Origin of the sequence: Candidatus Avelusimicrobium alvi (assembly GCF_958451995.1) — a bacterium.
Classification (GTDB): domain Bacteria; phylum Elusimicrobiota; class Elusimicrobia; order Elusimicrobiales; family Elusimicrobiaceae; genus Avelusimicrobium; species Avelusimicrobium alvi.
Genome location: NZ_CAUDSG010000001.1, coordinates 1 through 21164, shown reverse-complemented (window position 1 = coordinate 21164; position 21164 = coordinate 1). Strand labels below are relative to the sequence as shown.

Annotated in this window: 19 protein-coding genes; 7 read left to right on the top strand and 12 right to left on the bottom strand. The window is 54.8% G+C overall.

Annotation, left to right across the window (positions count from 1 at the left end; genetic code table 11):
* Both ACQY36_RS00095 and tnpA read left to right on the top strand, forming a co-directional pair.
* Positions 1–672: an MmcQ/YjbR family DNA-binding protein gene (locus ACQY36_RS00095; RefSeq protein ID WP_428077140.1), complete on the top strand. Its 672-nt coding sequence runs from the start codon at positions 1–3 to the stop codon at positions 670–672.
* A 207-nt stretch (positions 673–879) separates the two neighbouring features.
* Positions 880–1344: an IS200/IS605 family transposase gene (gene tnpA, locus ACQY36_RS00090; RefSeq protein WP_428077138.1), complete on the top strand. Its 465-nt coding sequence runs from the start codon at positions 880–882 to the stop codon at positions 1342–1344.
* Between the two features lie 589 nt (positions 1345–1933).
* Here the strand turns inward: tnpA and jag are convergent.
* The 6 genes from jag to ACQY36_RS00060 form a co-directional block, all read right to left on the bottom strand.
* Positions 1934–3412 (bottom strand): RNA-binding cell elongation regulator Jag/EloR, encoded by a 1479-nt coding sequence (gene jag / locus ACQY36_RS00085; RefSeq protein ID WP_428077136.1) that lies wholly within the window; start codon positions 3410–3412, stop codon positions 1934–1936.
* Positions 3413–3430: 18 nt separating this feature from the next.
* A complete protein-coding gene (gene yidC, locus ACQY36_RS00080) occupies positions 3431–5035 on the bottom strand; it encodes a membrane protein insertase YidC (protein WP_428056549.1) in 1605 nt (534 codons plus the stop codon).
* Positions 5036–5122: 87 nt separating this feature from the next.
* On the bottom strand, positions 5123–5359 hold the full coding sequence (yidD, locus tag ACQY36_RS00075) for a membrane protein insertion efficiency factor YidD (RefSeq protein ID WP_428056548.1): 237 nt from the start codon (positions 5357–5359) through the stop codon (positions 5123–5125).
* A 22-nt stretch (positions 5360–5381) separates the two neighbouring features.
* On the bottom strand, positions 5382–5759 hold the full coding sequence (rnpA, locus tag ACQY36_RS00070; RefSeq protein ID WP_428056547.1) for a ribonuclease P protein component: 378 nt from the start codon (positions 5757–5759) through the stop codon (positions 5382–5384).
* A gap of 5 nt (positions 5760–5764) precedes the next feature.
* Positions 5765–5905, bottom strand: coding sequence for a 50S ribosomal protein L34 (gene rpmH / locus ACQY36_RS00065; protein ID WP_428056546.1), 141 nt, complete (start codon positions 5903–5905; stop codon positions 5765–5767).
* A gap of 197 nt (positions 5906–6102) precedes the next feature.
* Positions 6103–7440 carry a hypothetical protein gene (locus ACQY36_RS00060; RefSeq protein ID WP_428077134.1) on the bottom strand — a complete coding sequence of 446 codons (1338 nt, stop codon included), beginning with the start codon at positions 7438–7440 and terminating at the stop codon, positions 6103–6105.
* 142 nt (positions 7441–7582) lie between these two features.
* On the opposite strand from ACQY36_RS00060, the gene recO reads away from it, so the two are divergent.
* Together recO and ACQY36_RS00050 are read left to right on the top strand one after the other, a co-directional pair.
* Positions 7583–8299 carry a DNA repair protein RecO gene (gene recO, locus ACQY36_RS00055; protein ID WP_428077132.1) on the top strand — a complete coding sequence of 239 codons (717 nt, stop codon included), beginning with the start codon at positions 7583–7585 and terminating at the stop codon, positions 8297–8299.
* A gap of 116 nt (positions 8300–8415) precedes the next feature.
* Positions 8416–9039, top strand: coding sequence for a hypothetical protein (locus tag ACQY36_RS00050; protein ID WP_428077130.1), 624 nt, complete (start codon positions 8416–8418; stop codon positions 9037–9039).
* A 70-nt stretch (positions 9040–9109) separates the two neighbouring features.
* Here ACQY36_RS00050 and ACQY36_RS00045 read toward each other — a convergent pair whose 3' ends face one another.
* Positions 9110–9769: an HAD family hydrolase gene (locus ACQY36_RS00045; RefSeq protein WP_428077128.1), complete on the bottom strand. Its 660-nt coding sequence runs from the start codon at positions 9767–9769 to the stop codon at positions 9110–9112.
* Positions 9770–9857: 88 nt separating this feature from the next.
* Here ACQY36_RS00045 and ACQY36_RS00040 point away from each other — a divergent pair, with 88 nt between their 5' ends.
* Positions 9858–10733: a glycine--tRNA ligase subunit alpha gene (locus ACQY36_RS00040; RefSeq protein ID WP_428077304.1), complete on the top strand. Its 876-nt coding sequence runs from the start codon at positions 9858–9860 to the stop codon at positions 10731–10733.
* Positions 10730–12808, top strand: coding sequence for a glycine--tRNA ligase subunit beta (gene glyS / locus ACQY36_RS00035; RefSeq protein WP_428077126.1), 2079 nt, complete (start codon positions 10730–10732; stop codon positions 12806–12808). Before ACQY36_RS00040 ends, glyS begins: the two co-directional genes overlap by 4 nt.
* Before the next feature lie 52 nt (positions 12809–12860).
* On the opposite strand, the gene ACQY36_RS00030 is transcribed toward glyS, so the two are convergent.
* The 3 genes from ACQY36_RS00030 to lipA all read right to left on the bottom strand — a co-directional run bounded on the left by ACQY36_RS00030 (position 12861) and on the right by lipA (position 15567).
* Positions 12861–13355: a pilin gene (locus ACQY36_RS00030; protein WP_428077124.1), complete on the bottom strand. Its 495-nt coding sequence runs from the start codon at positions 13353–13355 to the stop codon at positions 12861–12863.
* A gap of 946 nt (positions 13356–14301) precedes the next feature.
* Entirely contained in the window at positions 14302–14646 is a 345-nt protein-coding gene (locus ACQY36_RS00025) for a hypothetical protein (RefSeq protein ID WP_428077122.1), read from the bottom strand.
* Positions 14647–14670: 24 nt separating this feature from the next.
* The gene (gene lipA, locus ACQY36_RS00020) at positions 14671–15567 is read right to left on the bottom strand and encodes a lipoyl synthase (RefSeq protein WP_428077120.1); all 897 of its coding nucleotides are present in this window, start codon (positions 15565–15567) and stop codon (positions 14671–14673) included.
* Positions 15568–15649: 82 nt separating this feature from the next.
* Between lipA and ACQY36_RS00015 the strand changes: the two genes are divergently transcribed.
* Positions 15650–17755, top strand: a complete 2106-nt coding sequence (locus tag ACQY36_RS00015; protein ID WP_428077117.1) for a SpoIID/LytB domain-containing protein — start codon at positions 15650–15652, stop codon at positions 17753–17755.
* 121 nt (positions 17756–17876) lie between these two features.
* On the opposite strand, the gene ACQY36_RS00010 is transcribed toward ACQY36_RS00015, so the two are convergent.
* Both ACQY36_RS00010 and ACQY36_RS00005 read right to left on the bottom strand, forming a co-directional pair.
* On the bottom strand, positions 17877–19664 hold the full coding sequence (locus ACQY36_RS00010; protein ID WP_428077115.1) for a hypothetical protein: 1788 nt from the start codon (positions 19662–19664) through the stop codon (positions 17877–17879).
* Positions 19665–19670: 6 nt separating this feature from the next.
* On the bottom strand, positions 19671–20729 hold the full coding sequence (locus ACQY36_RS00005) for a hypothetical protein (protein WP_428077113.1): 1059 nt from the start codon (positions 20727–20729) through the stop codon (positions 19671–19673).
* Positions 20730–21164: the final 435 nt, after the last annotated feature.

Below are 21164 nucleotides of genomic sequence, written 5' to 3'. Positions count from 1 at the left end.
ATGCCGGATTCTCCGACGAATTTTGACCGACTGCGCCCGCGCGAAGATCAATTAAAAGCTTTTGGCTTTATTCAAGCGGCCCAAGGATATGAATGGCGCGGGATTTTACCCAAAACGCGGCTTGAAATCACCGTGCGCGTGGACAAAAACGGGCAGGTGTCCGCCGAATTGAGGGACCCGCAGTCCGGCGGAACATATATTTTGCACCGCGTTGCGGGCGCCAGCGGAAAATTTGTAGGGCAGGTGCGCCGGGAATACGAGGATATCCTCGCCCGCATAGCCGCTTCTTGCTTTGAAAAAGACGTATTTAAAAGCCGGCAGGCAAAAGAACTGATTGTATACGCGCGGGAAAAATACAACGACGAACTGGAATTTTTGTGGAAGCAGTTTCCGGGCAATGCCGTCCTGCGCCGCAAAGACACCGGCAAATGGTATGCGGCCCTCCTGGTGCTTGCGCCGGAAAAGCTGGGGCTTCCCGCCGGCGATTTGGTGAACATTCTGGACGTACGCACCCCGCCGGGCGAAGCGGAAACGCTGGCGGACGGCAGGCGGTATTTTCCGGGCTATCATATGAATAAAAAACATTGGCTGACGATACTCCTGGACGGGAAAGTCCCCTCCCGGGAAATCTTCCGGCATATAGACCAAAGCTATACGCTGGCCGTAAAATAGCCGGTTAAACACGCGCCGAATATCCGAAAAATCATTAAAAGCACATGAAACTCCCCGGGCTTACGCCCGGGGTTTCTTGTCTAAAGAAAACCACCGGCTAGGCCGGTGGTTCAGAGTAGGTTCTACCGGACCCCGAGACAAAAAAACTCCTTTTGTATAATAAATTGCCTGTGCTAGCAGGCAATTTAACAAAAGGAGGTCCTTAACATGGATAAGGACATAAATAAATTATCACATACAAGCTGGAATTGCAAATATCACATTGTGTTTGCTCCGAAATACAGGCGACAGGTGTTCTATAAGCAAAAAAGGGTTGAAATAGGAAGAATACTGCGCAAGTTATGCGAATGGAAGGGAGTAGAGATAATAGAAGCGGAAGTATGTCCAGAGCATATACACATGTTGTTATCAATCCCCCCGAAATATAGCGTAGGGAGCGTAATGGGGTATATAAAGGGGAAAAGCAGTTTGTTGATATACGAACGGTGGAAGAATATGGAGTACAAGTATAAGAACCGGGAGTTTTGGTGTAGGGGGTATTATGTGGATAGAGTGGGAAAGAATAAGATAAAGATAGCGGAATATATAAGAAACCAGTTGAGGGAAGATAAGCTGGGAGCGCAGCTGCCGTTTGACAAGAGTCCCTGGGAGACGCGGGCGACAGGCTGTTGAGAGGCGTTCCACGCCTGGCTAGTAAGGAGGGGCAGGGCCCCAATGTGAAAAACCCCCGGCTACGCCGGGGGATATTTATTCTGTTTCAAAATCTCAGCTTCGCTTGATTTTGCCCGCCACTAACAAACAAGAAGAAAACTCCGTTTTCTTGTGGCGGGATTTTCATTCATCCCCGGGTTTACACCCGGGGTTTTCTGTGAGGGTATCAATAAACATCCCCCGGCGTAGCCGGGGGTTTTTCTCAATACGGGCGCAGCCCTCTCTCTACTAGCTACTACTTGAAGTAGTTTCAACAACCTGTCATTTGCGTTTATTCTCTCTCTTATTTTGTCATCCCCGAGTGTTTTTGTCGGGGATCTGTCGTTATTAAAATGGAGCAGATTCCCGACTACTACCTTCGGGAATGACTCTTTTTTTCATTTATACCTGTCTGACAAAATTCTCTTTCTTCTTGCTCTTATATTCTCGTACTAAAACAACCTTACTCAACGGTGTAACTTAAACCGAACCCCCAGCCTAGCTGGGGGGTTTCAACAGATACAAAAAATCCTCCCGTTTGAAACGGGAGGATTTTTGGGTTTTGGAAAACTTATTTGTTTTCTTGGCTGTCGGTTTCGGCCGGCGTTTCAAACAGCGGGCCGCAGGCGCAGCCGGACTGGGTTTCCCCTTCCTGGCAGTTGCGGGCGATTTCCGCCGAGCAGGTGCCGCCTTCCGCATCGTCCTGAGCCGTTTTTTCCAGCGCGGCCGGGGCGGGTTCTTCCGTCCGGGCTTCCGAAGCCGGAACGTTGTTTTCTTCGGCTTCTTTCGGCGTTTCAGCTTCCGCCGCACACGCACAGCCTGCCTGCACTTCGCCTTCGCCGCAGTTGCGGGCGTTGCCGACGTAGCAAGTGGCGCCCTGGGCGTCATCGGGCACAGTTTGGGAAAGCGCTTCTTTCGCCATTTCGGGCTTCGCTTCGGCGGGTTTTTCATCCGCGCCGCAGCCGCAGGAACAGGCGTCTTCGTGCGCTTCTCCCGCACAGCAGGAGCAGGATTCGTGGTAAGCGGACAACTCTTTCTCGGCTTCCGCTTCGGCTACGGCCTGCTGGGCCGGGGTTTCTTCGGGCACGTCTTCGCCGATTACGCCGGGCACAAAGTCGGCGGGCGCGGTGTTGGCGCGGGCCGCTTCCAGCGCTTTGGCGGTCGGACGCAGGGTTACTTTGCGCCATTTCCCTTCGCCTTCGGACGCGGTGGCCACAAATTCGTTGTTTTCCACGGCGCGGTGGATGTAGCGGCGCAGCTGCGCGCTCATCGGGCGGAAGCGGAACACGCTGTGGCCGCGTTTAATCATATCAATGCCTTTTTCAATTTCGGCGTCAATTTTATCTTCGGCCTTTCTCCAGTAGTTCTGCGTGTCGGTGATGACGGAAATCGGCTTGTCAAAATGGCGGCTTAACGCCAGCGTGGAGAGATACTGGATGGCTTCCAGCGTTTTGCCTTCCTTGCCGATGACGATGGCCGGATGGTCGCAGTCAAAGGTCAACAGAATGCGCTGCTGTTTTTCATCCCACCAGACGTTGAGGTTTTCCACCTTCACGCCCATATGGGTAAGCACTTTCTCCAGGTATTCTTTGGCTTCCTGCATGGGAGCTTTTAAATTTTCCGGAATGACCGCGCTGCGAATCGCTTCGCACGGCAGCATCTGCGGCTCGTTGGCTTTGGGCAGTTTTTCTCTTATTTCGCGCGCTTCGGAAGTTACGCGTTCGCTTCTGCGTCCCCCTCTTTTGGCGCCGCGGGCGGATTCGCCGCGTTCTTTGCGGCCGCCGCGCCCGCCGCGGGAACCGCGTTCGGATTTAGAAGAGGAACGTTTTTTCGGCACGTCCATATAAATTTGCGAATCCAGGTTGGCGGACGTCCAGCGTTTTTGGCGCAGTTCCACCACGGCCGGGCGCGAGCCGATGCCCAAAAAACCTTTTTTGGGGGTTTCCAGCACGGTTACTTCTACCTGGTCTCTTCTGAGGCCCAGTTCTTTAAGACCCTTGGCAATCGCTTCGGATACTTCTTTGGCTTGTACTCTAATTTTGCTAGGCATATCAAAAATGCTCCTTACTTAATTGGCCTTGGCCATTTTTTTGTTGATGACGCTCTGAATCCCGAACGTAAGCAGGCTGTTGGTCAGCCAGTACAATACAAGACCCGACGGAAAGTTCATAAACAGCAGCGTGAAAATAAGCGGCATATACTTAAACATCGCGGCTTGGGACGGATCCGTCCCGGCGGGAATGTTCCCTTTTTGCTGGAAGAACATCACCGCGCCCATCAGGATGGGCAGGAGGTAGTACGGATCTTTGGAAGAAAGGTCCGTAATCCAGAACACGAACTTGGCCCCGTGCAGCGCCCACGACGTGCGCAAGGCGTTAAACAGCGCCAGGAAAATAGGCAGCTGGATTAGCATCGGCAGACAGCCGGCCAGCGGATTAACCTTATACTTCTTATATAAGGCCATCGTTTCGCGGTTGAGCGCCTCGGGGTTTCCTTTGTATTTTTCCTGGATGCGTTTCATTTCGGGCTGAATCTTCTTCATCTGGGCGGCGGATTTTAACTGCATCAGCGTGAATTTGAACAAAATCGCCTGCAAAAGGACGGTCATCATAATAATGGCCACGCCGTAGTTGCCCGTCCAGCCGTAGAAAGTTTCCAGCACGTTGCGGGCGATTTTGCCCAGCGCGCCGAAGAAACCGAACGCGATGGAACGATCCAGATGATAAGGAAGCTTCAAAAACTGCTTGTAGTCTTTCGGCCCGAAATAAAAATCGGATTTATATTCCGCTTTGGATTTCGCTTCCACCGTTACGCCGGGCACGGCAATGGAAAGCCGCGGGCCTTCCAGCGCGCCTTCTCCGGCCAGCCCCCACAGGCGTTTTTGCATACCGATTTTTTCTTTGGAAGCGGTCAAATCGCCGGGTTTCCAGCCCTGCGGAATAAGAACGGAAAGGAAGTAGCGGTTTTCCACCCCGGCCCAGGTCCAGGGCAGGGTGGGTTGTTTGTCGCCTTTGGCGAAGGTTTCCAGCGTCGGTTTCTTCTTGCCTTCTTCCTGTACGAGGTAGACGGCTTTGGATTCGCGTTCGTTGTCGCCCATTTCGCTTTTTACCGTGGCCAAACCGGGGCCGAAATTCCAGCTCCACGGCGCGACCGTCAGATTCTGCGACGTTTTATTCTCAAACGTTACGTTTACGTTATTAATGCCGTTTTCGTTAAAACGGAAGGTTTTGTAAACGGTAAAACCTGGCACAATGTCGCCGGCGAAGGTGATGGAATCTTTCGTACGGGCAAATTCCGAAAAATCCACCTGCGGCAGCGTGGAAAAATACCCTTCCCCTTCGTACGGGGTCAGGTCCACGTCGCCAATAATGTCTTTAAACAAATAGGTTTTGATGCCCGCGCCTTTGGAAGAAAACGTAACGTCGGCCTGCGGGAGGGCAAGCGTGATTAGTTCTTCGGGCTTGGGGGCGGAGGTTTTTTCTTTGGTTACGGGGGAAGAAGCATCCAGCACGGCTTGGGCGCCGGTTTGGCGCTGCGCTTCTTGTTCGGACTTCTTTAACTGGGCCTCGGCGGCTTGCTGCGCCGCGCGGGCTCTGGGCAGGGCGACAAACTGGTTGTAGCCCGTAATTACCAGCAAAAACAACATTGCCGTAATCAGAAACTGTCTGTTCATAAAACTCCTCTTGTTTTTCGCCGCGCGCGGCCGGCGGGCCGGGCGGCACTGAAGAGGAAACTTCCGACTTCGTAAGAAAAAATAGCGTCAGGGCACCGGGTCGTATCCGCCCGGATGCAAGGGATGACATTTCAGCACCCGCACAAGTGCGAGCCAGCTCCCTTTAAATGCGCCGTGTTTGATAATCGCTTGCTTTGCATACTGGCTGCACGTGGGTGCAAAACGGCATACCCCTCTGGGCCCCAAAAAAGGGCGCAGCAACAACATAAAAATGTTGAGCAGCAAAAGCAACAAATCCTTAAACAGAAGCGAAATTTTCTGCATATGTCCCTTCAATAGTATACGGTTACTGCCTTTTATCTGAAGAGCCTTGTAATAAAGCGGCCTGGCCGCACAGTGTCTTGAGCGCATCCTGCGCTGCGTGCACGTTACTTAATTTTTCGCTGTCTCTGGGGCTGAACACAAGGTCCGTCCCCGGTTTGATATTTTCTCTGTTGAGTCTGAAAGCTTCCCTTAACAGCCTTTTGGCGCGGTTGCGCACAACCGCCGGGCCCAGCTTCCTGGACACCACCACCGCAAAACGGGCCGGACCGGTTTTATCCCGGCCGGACCGCCACCACAGTATAATCCCGTTATACTGCAACTTAGCGCCGCCTTGGATAACAGCCTTAAAATCTCTTTTAAGGTGCAGGCGGCTAAGTCGCGGCAGACCGTAGGGCGGCATAATGTTTAAGCGGCTCTGATCAGTTCGTGGCGGCCTTTGGCTCTTCTGGCGCTGAGCACTCTTCTGCCGCCGGCGGTAGCCATTCTGGCTCTGAATCCGATGTGTTTGGCACGTCTTCTTTTGTTAGGTCTGTAGGTCGGTAACATTTTCTTCTTATACGTTAATTCTGGCCCGCAAGAGCGAACTGGAAAGAACGTATCTCCTGTGATTAATTTAAAATGGTTTCTGTATGAAACGTACTGATATTATATCTTTTCTTGCAGAACTTTGCCAACAAGTTTACGAAGCGGCCCGGGCATAATAATCCCGCGCCCCCGGGGAACGCGGGAAAACGGACCTAAATTTATTTAACGGGGATGAAGTCTCCCTCGGTTAATACGCCGCGGCCCATCAGCTGGCCGTCGTGCTTGGCCGGATAATACGCCATCACCTGCTCGGACGGGTCTAACAGTTTAGCGGGGCGGCCCGCAGGATGATAATAGGTGCCCGCGGGAATTTCGTATATAATAACGTCCCCGAAAATTTTGCTTTTGTAACGGCGGCCCTGCGCGCCGGAAGCGTGCAGATCCTGCGCCAGCCTGGCCTGGCTGTCGTACGTTTTTACGGTCGTAACGACGGGATCGGAACCCGTGCGGCCCAGGGCGCTCATATTCACGCATACAGCCGGGGAGTCCGTTTTACTGCGTACGGCGTCCACCTTATCCTTTAATACGGGCGGAACCCGGTCCTCCGGGTGAATATCAAAGGTACCGTCGCGGTAGAGCACAATCATACTGCCGCTGAAAAGCTGGGGCAGACCGGGCACGTTTATCCAGCGTTCCAGCACGGCTACCTGAACCGTCTCCCCGTTCAGCGGGTGTCTCTCCAGGGTATAGACGCGCGTTCCAAACGATTTTTTTGTAAACAGCTCCGCAAGGGAACCGGCCTGCGGGGGCTCCTGCGGCCCGCCGGAAAATTCCACAATAAACGGCAGCAAATCATCGTTTGGATGCAATTTTTTGTAGGCGGCGTCATAGGCTTTAACCAAGGATTCGGGGGCCTGCTCCGGCGTGACAAACGCCGTTTTGCCGCTTTCGTAACGCAGGAGATAGCTGCCTTTGGGGCAGACCCGCTTTACGTCGGAAAAATAACGCAGGCGGTCGTTTTTAAAAACAGTTATTTTCTCTCCGCTGCGGCGGCCGATAAGCACGACGGGATTTTTTTCCACCCCGGCATAATGCCCGATGGTGCTGTTTAATTTGTGGGTCTTTTTAAAATGACGCGCTTCCAGCTTCACGATACGGGCTCTTTCGCCGGAAGGAAGCGTAAGAACGGCGGGTTCTTGCGCCTGTTTTTCCAAAAGTTGGGTCAGTTTGGCGCCGTGCACCAGGTCCAGCGGCGCGGGCGGCACCATCGGCAGAAGGGCGGATCCGGCCGCGGGGATTTCCTCGGGAAACGGAATGGTCAGCTGTACGGGCTCCCCGGGAAACTGTAATTGCGTTTGCACGCCCCGTGCGGCGGAATACGCCGCCGCGCCGGGCAAATTGCGCGCTCCGGTTTTAACGATTCCTTCCGCCGCGGAAGTACGCCCCAGGCCTTTCGCCACTCCTTTTATAAGCTTGCCGTTCTGTGCAAAAACAGCCGGCGCGCAGATAACGCACGCCAGTGAAATAAGAAAAAAACGAATGCCCAACCGCTCCATATACCTCTCCTGTTAATAACGACTTTATGATATTATTTCAAATACACGCCCGCGCCGCAAGGGCCGAAAGACCCACGGAGGAATGGGTCTTCCGTCTGGGTCTGCCCATCGGCGCCTAAATTTGCTATCCTTTTTGGGTATTATGATATTTTCCGATTCGGGCATTATTTTACTGCGCCAGGAATTCCGCGAGGCAGACCGCATCGTGTCCCTGTACACCCGGGAACACGGCCGCATCAACGTGCGTCTGCCCGGCGTAGCGCGCCCGGCGGGCAAATTAAAAGCGTTAAGCGAGCCCTTCGCCTATGCGGACTACCGCATTTACGTGCGCCGCGGCGGAACGGTGGGCACCATTACGGGCGGCAAATTAAATTCCATTTTTCCGGCGGTCCGGCGGAATTTAAAACACACCGCGCTGGCCCTGCACTTCTGCGAACTGGTGCAGAGGCTGACCCCCCTCCACCAGCCGAGCGAAGAGAAATTTGAACTGCTCCTTTCCGCGCTGACCGAACTGGAATTCGGCGAGCCCAACCCCGCTTTTTCGGCGGCGTTTACGCTTAGGCTGATGATGCTGGCCGGCTTTGGGCTGGACCGCCCGGTGCTTAAAATTTCGCCGGAGTTCTGGCGGCGTATGCACGAGGACGAACTTTCCTCGCTGGACTTTTCGGCCCCGGAGGACCTGCTTTCCCTCTCCAAATGCAACAGCGTCTGCCGCCGCTTTTTAAACCAGTATTTAACCTATCCGCTCAACACGCTAAAAAGTTTCGGGCTGGACGAAACCGACCCCGCCTCCGCCTGGACGGCGGACGAAGAAGCCCCGCTGGAAGACGCGGCGCTGGAACCGGCGCCCGCACACTAAATTACCCCGATAAAAATCTTTTATGGGCCCTTTGGCCCGCTTAAAATAGGTCCAACGGCCCTTGTTCCCCGGCCCGTATTCTGCCATAATTAAACTATCAACTTTTTGGAGGAAATATGAATTATACGAAATATATGGGCGCATTTTTGACGCTGGCGCTTCTGGCCGCGCCCCTTTGCGCCGTACAAGCAAAACCGGCCCCGAAAAAAGAACCCGTTTCCTGGCAGGCCGCCGTTAAAAAAGAAAATACCCGCGTAAACAACCGGGGCGCCGCATCCGTATTGGGCGACGACGTAGGCGCCAGCGTGCGCCGCATCGCCTTACACGCCCAGGAAGCCAAAAAACTGGAAAATTTTTACGCCCGCCTGCGTAAAGACAAACGCGTGACGGAACGTTTTATCCGTCAATGCCGGGCCAATTACCAGGCCCTGCAACAAGCCGCCGCCAAAAACCCCTTGTTTTCCCATTACGCCCTGACGGCCTTAGTACCCGTTGATTTCTGCAACCTCGCGCCCGAAGACCTGGCCTATGCCAAACGCTTTTTTGCCGGACAAGCGGCCGCGGCCGAAGCGCGCCAGTACAAAAAAGCCGTTCTGCTGCGGCTGGAAAATCGCTCTTCCGTCTTGTGGTTTGTCGTTAATCCGCAGGATAAAATGCTGACGTTTAACTACAACGACCCGATAGATATTGACACCCTGGATATTTTACAAACCGCGTGGACGCCTTTATCCGTCCGCTGACCTGCCGTTCTATACCAAAAAGAACCCCGGCCTATAACAAGCCGGGGTTCTTTTTCATACCGACAAAGGTTTACGACAGCAGTTCGTCCATATCCGGGTAAATGTCTTCCAGCGAGTGATAGATTTTAAACGCATTTTCGCGGATGAACTGGGTGGGCTTTTTGATTTGCGGCACCACGCAGGTGCGCATTTGCGCGGCAATAGCCGCCGTCGCCCCGGCCACGGAATCTTCAAACACCAGGCATTGGGATACGTCCGCCCCCAATTTTTGCGCCGTTTTTAAATAGACCTCCGGGTCCGGCTTGGGGGTGGAAACATCGTCGGAAGTGGTAACGGAAGAAAAATACTTTTTAATACCCTTTTTCTCCAGCAAAAACATCACCCAGCGCGTAATGTTAGAAGAGGCCAGCGCCACTTTTAGCCCCCGGTTATAGAAAAACTCCACCGCCTTTTTCGCGCCGGGGCGGAAGTGAACCTCCCCGTCGGCGGCCAGGTATTCTTCAAAAAGCGTATAGGTGCGGTCGTGCATTTTCTGCACGTCCGTGTCGCGCCCGAAATGGTGGGTGATAAAATGGGAGGCGTCTTCCCGGCTCATGCCTACGCAGGATTCAAACAGCTCAAACGTAAAATCCAATCCGTCCTCGGCCGCGGCCTTCTTGTAACATTCAAAGTAAATGGGTTCGGTGTTAAACAACAGGCCGTCCATATCAAAAATAACGGTCGTAATCATATAGCCTCATTATAGCAGTTTTTGCGCCGGCGTTTCCCTGCGCGCGCCCTCCGTATTTTATATAATGTTATTACCTATGAAATACGGTATGAATTTTCAGGATATGATATCCGCTCTAAACACCTATTGGACTAAACAAGGCTGCATCCTCGTTCAGCCCTACGACGTTGAAAAAGGCGCCGGCACCTATAATCCCGAAACCTTTTTCGGCTCCTTAACCAAAAAGCCCGTCAACCGCGCCTACGTGGAACCCTGCCGCCGCCCGGCGGACGGCCGCTACGGCGAAAACCCCAACCGCCTGGGCAAATACTACCAGTATCAGGTTATTATGAAGCCCGCCCCGGCCAACATTCAGGAAATTTACTTAAATTCTTTAAAAGCCATCGGCCTTGACCCCAAACAGCACGACGTGCGCTGGATTGAGGACGACTGGCAGTCCCCGACTTTGGGCGCGTCCGGCGTCGGCTGGGAAATTTGGCTGGACGGGATGGAAATCACCCAGTTCACCTACTTCCAGAATATGGCGGGCTACGCGTTAAACCCGATTACGGTGGAAATCACCTACGGGCTGGAACGCATTGCCATGTACTGCCAGAAAGTGGACAACGTGTTTGACCTGCGCTGGAACGACACGGTAACCTACCGCGACGTACATCACGAAGGCGAACGCCAGTTTTCGCATTATTATTTTGAAGAATCCAACGTGGACCATCTGCGCCGCTACATCCAGGAATGCGAAGAAGAATGCCTGGCCCTGTGCAAAAAAGGCCTGTACCTGCCGGCGTACGACGACGCGATGAAACTTTCGCACTATTTTAATATGCTGGAAGCGCGCGGCGCGATTTCGGTGTCGGACCGCACCAACAACATCACCAAAATCCGCAATCTGGCCAAAGCCTGCGCCAAAGCCTATGTGCAAAGCGTGGAAAAACAAGAAGCCGCAACCGAGGAGGCCGCCCAATGAACGCTTTATTAGAAATCGGCGTGGAGCATTTGCCCGCGCGCTTTATGGCGCCCGCCTTAAAGCAGCTTGAAACCTTAACCGCCCGGCTGTTGGACGAAAAAAGAATCACCTATCAGGCCGTACACGCTTTCGGCACCTACCGCCGCCTGGTGGTGGTGGTGGAAGACATCGCCGACAAATCGGCCGACGTGCAAAAAGAAGTGAAAGGGCCGCCCGCCAAGCTGTTAAAAGACGCCGCCGGCAACTTTACCCCCCAAAGCGCGGGTTTCGCGCAGAAAAACGGCATCGCGCCCGAAAAGCTGACCGTGGTGGAAACGGACAAAGGGCCTTTCATTTACGCCGTCGTTAAAATCAAAGGCGAAAAAACCGCCAAACTGCTGCCCGAAATTTTCACCCGCATCGTAACCGGCCTGGAATTTGCCAAAAATATGGTGTGGGAAGAATCCGGCCTGCGCTACGGCCGCCCGATACGCTCCTTAATCGGCCTGTACGGCGGGAAAATTATCAAATTCTCCGTGGCGGGCGTGGAATCGGGCCGCAATACCTATCCGCTCTCTTCCTTCGGCCGCAAGCCGATTAAAGTGGAAAAGGCCGACAAAGCCTATTACACCGAACTCCTGCGCTCCCAGCCGCAGCCCGTGCTGGCCAGCCCGGAAGAGCGCAAAGAAGCGCTGGTAAAAACCGTCTCCAACGAAGCGAAAATACGCGGCTACCGCGCGGATCTGGACCCGGAACTGGTGGAAGAAACCGTCTGGTTCACCGAACACCCCGTGGCCGTGGGCGGCGATTTTGAACTGAAGTTTTTAACGCTCCCCAAAGACCTCATCACCACGGTGCTTAAAAAACAAATCAAAATGTTCCCGGTTACCGACGAACAGGGCCGGCTGCAGCCGTATTTTATCGCGGTGCGCGACGGGATTTCCGTCAACCAGAACGAAGTGCGCGACGGATTTAAAAAAGTAATGTCCGCCCGCCTTTCAGACGCCGTGTTCTTCTTTGAAAACGACAAAAAAGAAGGCCTGGAAAAATTCAAAGAAAAACTCAAAAACATTTTGTTTTTGGAAGGACTGGGCTCTATGTTTGACAAGTCCGAACGGACGCAAAAGCTGGCCGGCTGGCTGTGCGACAAACTGGGCCAAACCGCTTTAAAGCCCGCGGTGGATTACGCGGCTTCGCACGCGTATGCCGACTTGGCGAGCCACGTCGTGTACGAGTTCCCGGAACTCCAGGGCTATATGGGCGGCCAATACGCCGCGCTGGAAGGCCGTAAGGACGCCGCCAAAGCGATGGAAGAATTTTACTTCCCCCTCACGTCCGCTTCCGCCCTGCCGTCCACCGAAGAAGGGTGCATCGTTTCGCTGGCCGGCAAGATGGACACGCTCGTCGGCAATTTTCTAATCGGCCAAATCCCGACCGGGAGCGAAGACCCCTTCGCCCTGCGCCGCCAGGCTTTTGCCGTGGTGCGCATTCTGCTGGAAAAAGGGATGAACGCGTCGCTTAAAGAACTGGCGGAAAAATCGGCTTCTCTGTATCCCGCGCAAACGGCGGACAAAGGGCTGAAAGAACTGCCGGGCTTTTTATTCCAGCGGCTTGCGCTCGTGCTGGAACAGCGCAGGCATAACGCCGCCACGCTAAACGCCGTATCCAACTGGTATGAACTGCCGCTTGGGCAAGTAGAAGCGCTGGTAAGCGCGCTGGAAGCCGTTAAAACGGGCGAAGAATTCGCCTCCGTTTTAGAAGCCGCCAAACGCGTGAGCAACATCCTTAAAAAAGCCGGGGACGTAAGCGAAAACGTAGATGAAAAACTGTTTGAACTCCCGGCCGAAAAAGCGTTGTACGATAAAATCCACGAAGTGGACTCCTCTTTAGGCTGTGCGGTAAATACCGCCAAAACCAAAGAAGAATACCTGCGCGTATTAAAAACGTACGGCGCGTTTAAGGAACCGCTTGAAAACTTCTTTAAAGACGTAATGGTAAACGCGGACGACCCCGCCGTGCGGCAAAACCGCCTGGCGCTCCTGGCCCGCGTACGCCGCTACCTGACCCAAACGGTGGCCGACATTACCAACCTGTAAGTTTAACCGTACGCAAAAACAAACCCGGCTTATCAGCAGCCGGGTTTGTTTATTAAAATTCCCATACTGTTTCTGAAGAACCGGAACTAAGCTTTGTTCCTCCCAACGAAGCACACAACGCCAGCCCCTTTTTATCCCGCCCTGAACAAATACGCTTATTTAAATGGGCTTGCGGCCCGCCATAACTGGGGCCGACCAGCTGAATAACATACGAACTGCATCCTTCCCGGATAGGACATACATACGGATTACGGATTCCTTCGTCAAAATTATAAGTGTAATATTTTCCGTTGCATTCTAAATCCTCACATTCCAAATTATTCAATCCAATAGATAAGTCTTCCAATGTGCAGGTATCGCTTTCTCCTTTTTCCAATTCGCACACGGCAGCAGCATTTTGAATGCTTTTGAGCAGGCTGAGCGCTTCCGCCGCGCGGCTTTTTTCCACCGCTTTTTCATACTGCGGCAGCGCAACCGCCGACAAAATACCGATGATTAAAACGACCACCAACAGCTCTATTAACGTGAATCCGAGGCTTTTCTGCATGGGATATATCCCCCCCTATTTATATAAGTTGATATCCCCAATTTATCAAAAAAAAAAAACAAATCAACCCCCTTGCCGGGGGCAGGGCCCAGAGGCTGGGCTCCCTTCTCTGGCCTGGCCAGGGCTCAAGCAATAAACGGTGCTATTAGTTAGATGGGAACAACAAAGGGGGTATGCGCCCGTCTGGTATACCGCTGCCCGCAGGGTCCGCTCCTCCCTTTCCCTGACGGTGCCATCCGACTAATTGAGCCACACCGTTTAAACAATGTTGCCAAGCACCGCAAAGTCTGCACGGCCTGCGCCGGGTTCCACAAAATATTTCACCCCTTGACAAATTTCCAAACCCGCCTATACTATTCATACAGGAAGTTCGTCCCGCAGGCCCGCCGGGGGCTGCTGTAAGCGGACAAAGCGGTAACACGAGGTAAAGTTGCTGTTGTTGTAAAGGCGTCGTGCCGGGAGAAGTTGGCGTACGCGCTCGTCAAGGCCAGGACGGTTGGGTAACGTAACTGTCCGGGAGCCGGTAAAGGCGTATTGCAGGACGTATCCGGCCGCGGATGAGGCAGGGCGTTAAGTGCTGTTTCGTCTGGAAGTTAGGGCGCTGACGCAACGTCGTAAAGCGGTGAAGTGCGGCAAAGGTGAAACGGAGTCGTATGAGTCGTGAGTAACGGTGTGTTTCTTTCCGGTTGATGTAACTGCTTCGGCCGGGTGGAAACGGTAAGCGGCATAAGTCCCGGCAGTTGTTGCAGTGGGCCTGTCCTGAGCAGTAAATAATGCAGTGAGGAGTAATAATGCAGACGTCCAGATGAACCCCTCGGTTTAGATAACCGGGGGGCTCTTTTTTGTCCCGCCAAATTGTTTTTCCCCGCCGGCGGTAAGCTTTTCCCCCATAAAAAACCGGGCCCTAAAAGAGCCCGGAAATCTGATGTGATGCACGCGCACGGCTTTATTCCAGCACGCTCGGAGGCGGTAACACAGAGGAAGAAGACGGCACGCTCTGCGCGGAAGATTCGCCGGAAACGTTTTCCGTTTCTTCATCCTGCAAAGGCGTTAAAATCATTTCTTCGTAGCTTTCGTCCGGCAAAGGGGTGATGGCTTCTTCGCGCGGGACAAACTCTTCTTCCTGTGCGGCGGGCGCGGACGGACGGACGGACGAGACGGCGCCGGAAGAAGGCCGGGCCGGAGCCTCGGAAGAATAGGCGTTGCCGGGGTTCCACCAGGCGGGCGGATTGCCCGCGCAGGCTCCCGCAAACAAACACGAAGCGGCCAGGAAAAGGATGTTTTTCTTCATAATTTTATTATACCAATATCACATTTATTTGGCTAAATCCGTTTGCGCGGCGCGGCGGTAGAGCGCGCCTGCGCGGTAGCTGCTGCGCACCAGCGGGCCGCTGGCCACGCCTTTAAAACCGACGGAAAGCGCATATTCTTCCCACGCGCGGTATTCCTGCGGCTCCGGGTAGCGCGCCACGGGATAATGCGCGGCGGACGGGGCGAGATACTGCCCAATCGTCAGCAAATCCACTCCGCACGAACGCAAATCGTTCATCAGGCGTTTGACCTGTTCGTCCGTCTCTCCCAGCCCCACCATAAAGCCCGTTTTGGTTAAAATATGCGGCGCAAGTTTTTTGGAGTTCTCAAGCAGTCCCAGCGTGCGGCGGTAATCGGCCCCCACGCGCACGGCGGAATATAATTCGGGCACCGTTTCCACATTATGGGCCAGCACGTCCGGGACGGCCTCCAAAACGGTTTTTAAAGCGGTTTCGTCCCCGCGCAAATCGGAAATCAGCGGCTCCACCTTTACCTCGGGCGTTAAGGTTTTAACGGCGGTGATGACGCGCGCAAAATGCGCCGCGCCGCCGTCCGGCAAATCGTCGCGCGTGGGCATGGTCAGCACCGCGTAGCGGATGGACCATTCCTTTACGGCCTGCGCCACCCGGGCGGGTTCGTTGTCATCGGGCGGAAGCGGGCGGGCTTTGCTTACCGCGCAAAAGCGGCAGCCGCGCGTGCAGATATCCCCCAGCACCATAAAAGTGGCGTCCCCGCAGTTAAAACATTCCCCCCGGTTGGGGCAGCGGGCGGCGTGGCAGACGGTGTGAAGCGCGTGCCGGTCAATAGAATCCTGCGCGCGCAAAGCGGCGGACGAACGCAGGGCCGCTTTGTTGCGGCCCACCAAATCTTTAAGCCACTGGGGCATGGGTACGGTATTCATTATGCATATTATACAAAAACCGCCGCCCGGGCCGCCGAAAACGATATAATATAATAAAGTTAAATCCGTCCGGGGAGACCGCGTGAAACGTTTGCTATCCGCTTTTTTATGTTGCCTTGTGCTGGCCGCGCCCGTATGCCGCGCGCACGCCAAAGACGCACCCGCCAAAACCGAACAGCAGCGGCTGGAAGAAGCGGGCGAGCTGTATTTTTCCTATAAACCCGAAGAAGCGCTGGAAGCGTATATTGAACTCTCCAAAGATACGAAAAACCGCCAGGCTTTTTTAAACGCGGCGTTTATCGCGATGGAGCGGAACAACCCCAAGCAGGCGGTGGACATCGCCGCCGCGGCCTACCGCATTTACCCGCAGGACCGCGAAATTATTGAAATGACCGCCGAAGCCTACCTGGCCGACGGACAGTACAGAAGCGCGGAAAAGTTCCTCTCCCTGCTGCCGGAAGACCCGGACCGCGCGGGATTTTTCCACATCAACCTGGCGCGCGCGCAGATGGGCCTGAAAGAAAAAAAGCTGGCTAAATACAATTTAAAAATGGCCGCCCGCGCGGGCACGCATCCGGCGCTGGCCAACTACCTGCTGGGGCTTTTGTACGAAGAAGAGAAAGACTATAAAAACGCCGCGGACGTATTTCAAAAAGCCACCGTTTACGACCACCAGTTTATTGAAGCCAAGAAGCACTACGCCCATGCACTGGAAAAATTGGGCAATTACAACGAAGCCTACCGCCAGTACCGTATGATTTATTCCTCCGACAAGAGCAGTAAAGAAGTCAACCAGGCGCTGGAACGCCTGCGCCCGCGCCTTTCGCGCCCGGAAAAAGAAATCACGGGCGGCAAAGAAATTATCAAACATACGTTTGTAAAACCGCTGGTTCCGCCGGCGGACGTTAAAACGCGCGAAATAAAAGTGGGCATCGGCATGCGCCAAAACGGCCGCCCGTCCGCGCGCTCCACCGTGCATTTTATTCCGTCTCACGCTTTTAAAATTACCGACGGGCAGTCCGGCGCGGTGCTGGCCCGGGGCAAAGCCAAAGAAAGCTGGGTGGCCGTCCTGCAAAACGGCAGGGCGCATTTACTCAGCCCGGCGGGCAAAAAAATCGCTTTTACCAAATCCGTTATCGTTACCCCCTCCTCGCAAACCGAAGGAGAAGGACATACCATTATTGTTAAAAACGTTATGAGCGGCGCGGGGATGACCTGGGCCAGCGTGGATGATAAAGAATACCGCGGCAAACTGCAAATCACGCACGACGCCAAGCGCAATACGCTCATCCCCGTCAATATCGTTAATATAGAAGAATACCTGCAAGGCGTGATCGCCTCCGAAATGCCCACCAAATTCCCGATGAACGCCCTGCGTGCGCAGGCGGTGCTGGCGCGCACATACGCACTGAAACACCTAGGCAAGCACAAAGCCTACGGCTACGACGTGTGCGATACGCAAAACTGCCAGGTGTACGGCGGCGTAAATTCGGAAAGCGAACGCGGGAACGCGGCGGTGGAATCCACCATGGGCGAAACCCTGGAATACAAAAATAAACCCATTGAAAGCGTTTTTTCGGCCAATTGCGGCGGCGTAACGCAAAGCGCGAAAGAAGCGGGCTGGACGGAAACGCCGTATTTAAACCCGGTATCCGATTACAAAGATTTTGATTTTAACGGCTTACAGCCCTACCACTTTAAAGAACTTTTGCAATATCCGCACGACGCCTACAGCCGCTACGACAAGCACGTCAGCCTGGCGGCCTACCGCTGGACGCGCGTGGTGGATGAAGAAGATTTAAGGCAGGTCATCAAACGCCAGAAAAAAGACATCGGCAAAATCACCGCCCTCATTCCTCTCAGGCGCGGACGCTCCGGCTATGTCAGCCGCCTGCTGGTGAAAGGGACCAAAGGCAGTGTTACGCTTAATAAAGAAAACGTCATCCGCAACAATTTAAGCCTGGGCATGCTGCGCAGCAGTTATTTTATCGTGGAGCCCAATTACGAAAACCGGGAACTGAAATACTTTGTGTTCTACGGCGGCGGCTGGGGCCACGGCGTGGGTTTCTGCCAGACGGGCGCCGCCGGACGCGCCGACGCGGGGCAGGATTATAAAACGATTTTGAACCATTACTTCCCGCTGGCGGATTTTAAGTCTCCCGCCGCACCCAAGGCCGCTGTAAAATAAGCCGTCTGCGGCCCTCGCAAACTACACCTGCCGATTCGCCGGGCGCTTTTAAAACCCGTTTATAAAAAACCCCGGGCCGTTTTTAACCCGGGGATTCTTATATCTAAAAACAAATTATCATTTACTGGCCCGAAAGCTTACGCTGGGCCTGCGCCTGGACGGTTTCAATGCGTCTTTGCTTTTCGGCGTCCGGCAGGTCCGAGGCCAAAATATCGTTTACGCGCTCGTACATTTCGCGCAGTATGGGGCGCGCTTTTTCTTCCAGCGCGGCTTTCTGCGCGGCCGACGCGCGTGAGACACCCGGGTCCTGCATCAGCTGGGAGAGCGAGCTTTCCACCTGCCGCTCCAAGCGCGCCTGACGCATCTGCGGTTCGTTCTGCACTTGTTCCAGCTGGCGGTTTACGTCCTGGCGCAGCTTCATGGAAGCCTGCTGTTTAGCCGTTTTGGAAGAATCCGGGTCCGTCCAGATTTTCATATATTCGTCGTAATACTTTTGATAAATTCCGTCCACGCGGCGCGCCCCCTCTTCGCCGTACACTTCCCCGGCGGTACGGAGCTTTTCATCGCGTTCCTGGGTAAGGGACTGGTCAATCGCCGCCAGTTCTTTTTCACCGGCTCTGTAGCTTCTGCCCAGCGTTTTGCCCTCTTCTTCGTCTTTGAGTTTCTGCTCCACATCACGGCGTTCCACTTCGTCTTCCGCCGCAAACAGCCCTTTGGTGGACTTGCCGCTTTGCGCCAGCAAATCTTCAATCGCTTTTCTGCGTTCGCGCTGGTTAGCCAGCTGCTGTTTGTAATACTCCTCGGCCGGAAGCCCCTGGCGCGCAAGCAGCATATCTTTTTCGCGGGCGGCGTCAATCTTTTCGCCCGCCAGGGCCGCAAAATCCGCGCCATATTGTTTGGCCAATGCCTGTTTTAACAGATTGTCTTTGGCCAGACGTTCCTGTTCAAACTGTCTAAAGCCGTTGTCTTCCGTCATTTTTTGAAGTTTCTGCTCATATTTTTGGGTAACGGCTTTCACTTTGTCCGCAATCTGCTGGGGCGTCTGCCCCGGCGCGGTAACGGCGGCGCTCATTTCTTGTTGAAACGAATTCATCACCTGGCCGGCCTCTTTGGCGGCCTGCGGGCCAAACGCCTGCCCCATGCTGTTTACCACGCCGGCTTTTTGGGCGGCCACCTGTTCCAGCACGGGCGCAAACGGCCCGGCGGCGGCCGCTTCGGGCGAGGCGTTGCGCTGGAGATATTTTTCAATATTCGCGTCCTTCTTGCTTTTCGGCAGCAGCGCCCTGGCCACGGCGCGGTCAATCCCGGAAGAAAGGCCCTTTAACTGGCTTTCCAGCTTCTTGTGCTGTTCTTTATTCATAGCCGCCATAAACGGCGAAAAAGCGCGTTCCCGCTCGGCCAGCATCTGCTCCTGCACGCCCGGGCGGTAAACGCCGGGCGCCTGCGAAGAAGCCCCCGTCGCCGCGCCTGCGGATGAACCGGCTGCGCCACGGTATTTGCCGTAGTCGGCGGCGGAAAGCCCTTTGACGCGGTACGAACCGGAAGAAGAATCCCCCACCGAGGTGCCCGGCAGAGAAGCGTACGGATTGCGGCCGACGGCCTGCGTATCCAGCGTATAATCATTGGCGTTTAAAGACAAATCCGGGCGGCGCACGTAACGCTGGACGGCCAGCGCGCGCTTTTGCTCCTTGGTAAGCGTGCCGTCCCGGCCGGCCGGTACGCCTAAAATTTCTTCGTTTTTAAGCGCTTCCATAGAGAGGCGTTCCGCCTCCGCGGCACGTTCCCGGGCCGACCGGCCGGAAGCATCCGCAGCGGGCGAATAGGAAGTGGTGCGCAGCAAAGCCAGCCCCAGGGCCAGCAGCACCACGATTAACAATCCCAATTGAAAAAGCTGTCTGTTTTTTTCCATAAAATTTTATTTGGCGGCGGCCAGCGGCATCCCGCGCGCAGCGGCGGCTTTGCGTTCCAGCTCGCCGTTTAAGCGCACCTGAAGAGCGGTCATCTGTTCGCGGTAGGCCGCGCCCAGCGCATCCAACTGTTCCAGTTTGTGGCTCAGGCGGCCCGGCTGGCGCACCAGCGCGTCCGCCCCGTTTTTGTATTTCTCAAAAATATCACGCGTTTGCAGGACGGCTTCTTTACCGTATAATTTTTCAAACTGCGCTTCAATTTCCTGATGCGCCGCAATCAAACGCGCGCGCAGGGCGGCCGCGTCCGCTTCCGAAAAAGAGGTCAGCGGGTCGCCGTATTCTTCCACCACGGCGGCAAAGGCCGCGTCGGCCTCGTCCCCCACGCGGGTCAGTTCCCGCTCGGCGTCTTCGGGGGTGGGCACGGAGGAAAGGGCCAGCCAGTAATCGTCCGCCGCTTTTTGCAAAACAGGCTCGGCCTTTTGGGCGCATAAAGAACCGTAATCGCGCGCGATACCTTCACGCAGGCGGCGGGAGCCGTCCCGCAGCACCTGACGCGAAAAACGGCTTTGCTCCGCATCGGGGCGGGACCAGGTTTGCGCTTCCTCTTCCTGCGTAAAGTCGGAAAGTTTTTGGGAATACTGCGCGGTTAAATCCTGCAGTTTGGCCGATAATTCCTGCGGCGACTGGGAGGCAAGAGCGGCCTGGACGGCGTCGTCCCTAAATTGGGTCAACAGGACGGAAGCCTTCTCCCCGGCGCGGCGGGAGGCGGCTTCGCGCACGGCGGCCTGAAGCGTATTTTTCTGGGTGACAATTTGCTGCGAAACACGGTGATCCGGCGTTTTGGGCAGGTATTCTTTCAGGCTGTCTGACGGGATAAGCGGCCCGCTGACCAGCGGCTTGGAACGCGCCTGCGCGAGCGCGCGGACCTCCTGCGCTTTTGTCATATAACGCTGTAAATTATCCGCGCGGGAAGAACGGCGCTTGGGGTGCACGTCCTCTTCCGGCGGCGTGCAGGCGAAAAAACAAAACGAAACAAGTGCGGGAATCAGTAAACGGGATGTTTTCATAATCTCATTATACCCCAAATGGGCTTCTTTGTCATTCCTTTTTCCGAGGGACGTGCCGTCCACGCTTTTCTATGCGCGCCCAACCGATTAACCGGGCCACACTGTTACGGCAGAAACGCTGTGTTGCGTTCACAGACGTGCCGTCCACGCCTCTCTATGCGCGCCCGAGTGATTGGCCAGGCCACATTGCTATAGCAAAAACGCTGTGTTGCGTCCACAGACGTGCCGTCCACGTTTTTCTATGCGCGCCCGACTGATTGGCCAGGCCACATTGTTACGGCAAAAACGCTTTGCGGCGTTCACAGACGTGCCGTCTACGCTTCTCTATGCGCGCCCGACTGATTGGCCAGGCCACATTGTTACGGCAAAAACGCTTTGCGGCGTTCACAGACGTGCCGTCCACGCCTCTCTATGCGCGCCCGAGTGATTGGCGAA

Coding starts and splice junctions, on each gene's coding strand:
- ACQY36_RS00095 (WP_428077140.1), top strand. CDS start 1: ATGCCGGATTCTCCGACGAATTTTGACCGACTGCGCCCGCGCGAAGAT.
- tnpA (WP_428077138.1), top strand. CDS start 880: ATGGATAAGGACATAAATAAATTATCACATACAAGCTGGAATTGCAAA.
- jag (WP_428077136.1), bottom strand. CDS start 3,412: ATGCCTAGCAAAATTAGAGTACAAGCCAAAGAAGTATCCGAAGCGATT.
- yidC (WP_428056549.1), bottom strand. CDS start 5,035: ATGAACAGACAGTTTCTGATTACGGCAATGTTGTTTTTGCTGGTAATT.
- yidD (WP_428056548.1), bottom strand. CDS start 5,359: ATGCAGAAAATTTCGCTTCTGTTTAAGGATTTGTTGCTTTTGCTGCTC.
- rnpA (WP_428056547.1), bottom strand. CDS start 5,759: ATGCCGCCCTACGGTCTGCCGCGACTTAGCCGCCTGCACCTTAAAAGA.
- rpmH (WP_428056546.1), bottom strand. CDS start 5,905: ATGTTACCGACCTACAGACCTAACAAAAGAAGACGTGCCAAACACATC.
- ACQY36_RS00060 (WP_428077134.1), bottom strand. CDS start 7,440: ATGGAGCGGTTGGGCATTCGTTTTTTTCTTATTTCACTGGCGTGCGTT.
- recO (WP_428077132.1), top strand. CDS start 7,583: ATGATATTTTCCGATTCGGGCATTATTTTACTGCGCCAGGAATTCCGC.
- ACQY36_RS00050 (WP_428077130.1), top strand. CDS start 8,416: ATGAATTATACGAAATATATGGGCGCATTTTTGACGCTGGCGCTTCTG.
- ACQY36_RS00045 (WP_428077128.1), bottom strand. CDS start 9,769: ATGATTACGACCGTTATTTTTGATATGGACGGCCTGTTGTTTAACACC.
- ACQY36_RS00040 (WP_428077304.1), top strand. CDS start 9,858: ATGAATTTTCAGGATATGATATCCGCTCTAAACACCTATTGGACTAAA.
- glyS (WP_428077126.1), top strand. CDS start 10,730: ATGAACGCTTTATTAGAAATCGGCGTGGAGCATTTGCCCGCGCGCTTT.
- ACQY36_RS00030 (WP_428077124.1), bottom strand. CDS start 13,355: ATGCAGAAAAGCCTCGGATTCACGTTAATAGAGCTGTTGGTGGTCGTT.
- ACQY36_RS00025 (WP_428077122.1), bottom strand. CDS start 14,646: ATGAAGAAAAACATCCTTTTCCTGGCCGCTTCGTGTTTGTTTGCGGGA.
- lipA (WP_428077120.1), bottom strand. CDS start 15,567: ATGAATACCGTACCCATGCCCCAGTGGCTTAAAGATTTGGTGGGCCGC.
- ACQY36_RS00010 (WP_428077115.1), bottom strand. CDS start 19,664: ATGGAAAAAAACAGACAGCTTTTTCAATTGGGATTGTTAATCGTGGTG.
- ACQY36_RS00005 (WP_428077113.1), bottom strand. CDS start 20,729: ATGAAAACATCCCGTTTACTGATTCCCGCACTTGTTTCGTTTTGTTTT.